We start from the raw sequence: 1,724 nt of genomic DNA, 5'->3' as shown, positions 1-1,724 counted from the left end.
GCGTTTTCTCGGTCGTCATCGGGAGGAATTGGAACGCATTATCTCGCAGCAGACTCGTATTAACGCAGAATGCGACCTTCAGTGGCGGGATTATCCAAAGGACTTCGAACATAAGGGAATTAATTTTTTGCCCCTTACCTTGCAAGAAAAAAAATCGGCGAAAACTGGAAGGCATATTGACCGCAAACGGGAACCCCGCCTAATTGGGACGCCGTACTGTATTCAAAACGTGAAGACGAATGGATTCTTGTCGAGGCGAAAGCACACTTGAAAGAGCTAAAGTCTTCTTGCGGCGCTTCAGACGGCAGTCGAAAATTTATTGAAAGCACGTTTGAAGCAACGCGAAATCGATTTGGCATACACACAAGCAAGAGTTGGCTTGAGCCGTATTATCAACTTGCGAACAGGCTGACGTTTGCACACTTCTTGCTTGAAAACAAAATAAAAGCGTCGCTGCTGTACATATATTTTCTCAACGGCTGGATTAAAGACACAAAAGAAACGTTTTGACTGAAGGCGAGTGGGAAGAAAAGATACGAGAAGAATACTCGTATCTCGGTATCAATGACAATGCCGAGAAATATATTCATAAAATATTTGCTGAGTGCTAAAGAAAATGCGCGCGGCGTCTGACAGGGCGGCAACGACGGGCGAGAGGCGCTTCACATATCGGAGCGTTTGGAGCATAGAGAGGGGCGTTCCGGTAAGGCTTTGCGGCATTGGGAGGAAAAAACTCAATTTGCGCAGGACTTTTTGTTTTTCTCGTTTTCAGTTTTTCTTTAACTAGTTGTCAGAACGAGGAAAAAACCGAACCTGGATTAGGGGACGCTCCTTCTGGTTTTGTTCGTCCAAATGCGTGGGAAGCTTCTCATTATAAAAATTATGATGTAAATAGATGGGTTAGTCCTTGGGATGTGGATTATAGTGAAGTTCCTATTTTAGACGGTGTTTTGATAAAAGATATTTCTACCAAAGCAGGAGTTAAAACACTTGTTTTAGTTTCCCCTTATTTGTATTGGCGGGATAAAGCATATTCTAAATTATTGGAATACAAGTTTTCTGTTTTAGAAACTAAAACAGAAGAGAACAAAGGACTTCTGGATAAGAAATATGCTATTCCTGAAGAAGCCCTTTTATTTATCTATGTAGCGTTGGATAGGATTCAATTTGCTTACCACTCTATTGTGGAAGATGATTTTCCATATTATTCGGATAGCGGTCAATAATGGTGGAAACAGTAACACCTCTTGGCGGGATATTCAGTCGGGGAGGCGCGCGGACTTCCCCGTTTTTTTATGCCCGGCGCACCCTGCAAGCGTCCCGCGGGCTTGCGCATACCCGCGTTACCCGCTCGGAGCACAACCTGTATGCAGAGTTTGCCGCAAGCCTGCGGTGTGCGGCAAACTCGACCGTTACCCGCAGTCCGCGTCCCGTCCGGTCAGAATGTCCAGACCGTGCCGCAGGTCGCCGATGATAAACCCAATGCTTTCCCGCACCGCCTTGGGGCTGCCGGGCAGGTTGATTATCAGCGTCCGCCCCGAATCGCCGCCATTCATGTCAGGTGTTTATTCCTCTACCTTCCAATCCACACTACCTAGCAGGATAGATATTTACAAAGCATCTATCAAGATGATGAATTTTAGACAGGCGGACGTTTTACAAGTACAAAAGCAAACAAGGGAATAAATATGTAATAACAAGTTATGTGAAATCACAGAAAACGG

At 45.1% G+C, this 1,724-nt stretch carries 4 protein-coding genes; 3 read left to right on the top strand and 1 reads right to left on the bottom strand.

The window, feature by feature from the left end; genetic code table 11:
* From AWU74_RS12715 to AWU74_RS10445, 3 genes are all read left to right on the top strand, one after another.
* Positions 1–271: hypothetical protein (locus AWU74_RS12715; protein WP_238580182.1), on the top strand; the 271-nt coding region annotated here is incomplete at its 5' end.
* On the top strand, positions 268–510 hold the full coding sequence (locus tag AWU74_RS05380; RefSeq protein WP_062328388.1) for a hypothetical protein: 243 nt from the start codon (positions 268–270) through the stop codon (positions 508–510). The genes AWU74_RS12715 and AWU74_RS05380, both read left to right, overlap by 4 nt.
* Before the next feature lie 209 nt (positions 511–719).
* Complete coding sequence (locus AWU74_RS10445; protein WP_162481712.1) at positions 720–1,226, top strand: hypothetical protein; 507 nt, start codon at positions 720–722, stop codon at positions 1,224–1,226.
* 186 nt (positions 1,227–1,412) lie between these two features.
* Here AWU74_RS10445 and AWU74_RS10440 read toward each other — a convergent pair whose 3' ends face one another.
* The gene (locus tag AWU74_RS10440) at positions 1,413–1,556 is read right to left on the bottom strand and encodes a molybdopterin-binding domain-containing protein (protein WP_238580181.1); all 144 of its coding nucleotides are present in this window, start codon (positions 1,554–1,556) and stop codon (positions 1,413–1,415) included.
* Between the last annotated feature and the right edge of the window lie 168 nt (positions 1,557–1,724).

The organism is Treponema endosymbiont of Eucomonympha sp. (genome assembly GCF_001028545.1).
Note: the sequence above shows the minus strand (reverse complement) of the source record. Positions and strands in the feature narration are given on the sequence as shown.

Bases quoted from the DNA above. Each gene is read 5' to 3' on its own strand.
- AWU74_RS10440 (WP_238580181.1), bottom strand. From the start codon at position 1,556: ATGAATGGCGGCGATTCGGGGCGGACGCTGATAATCAACCTGCCCGGC.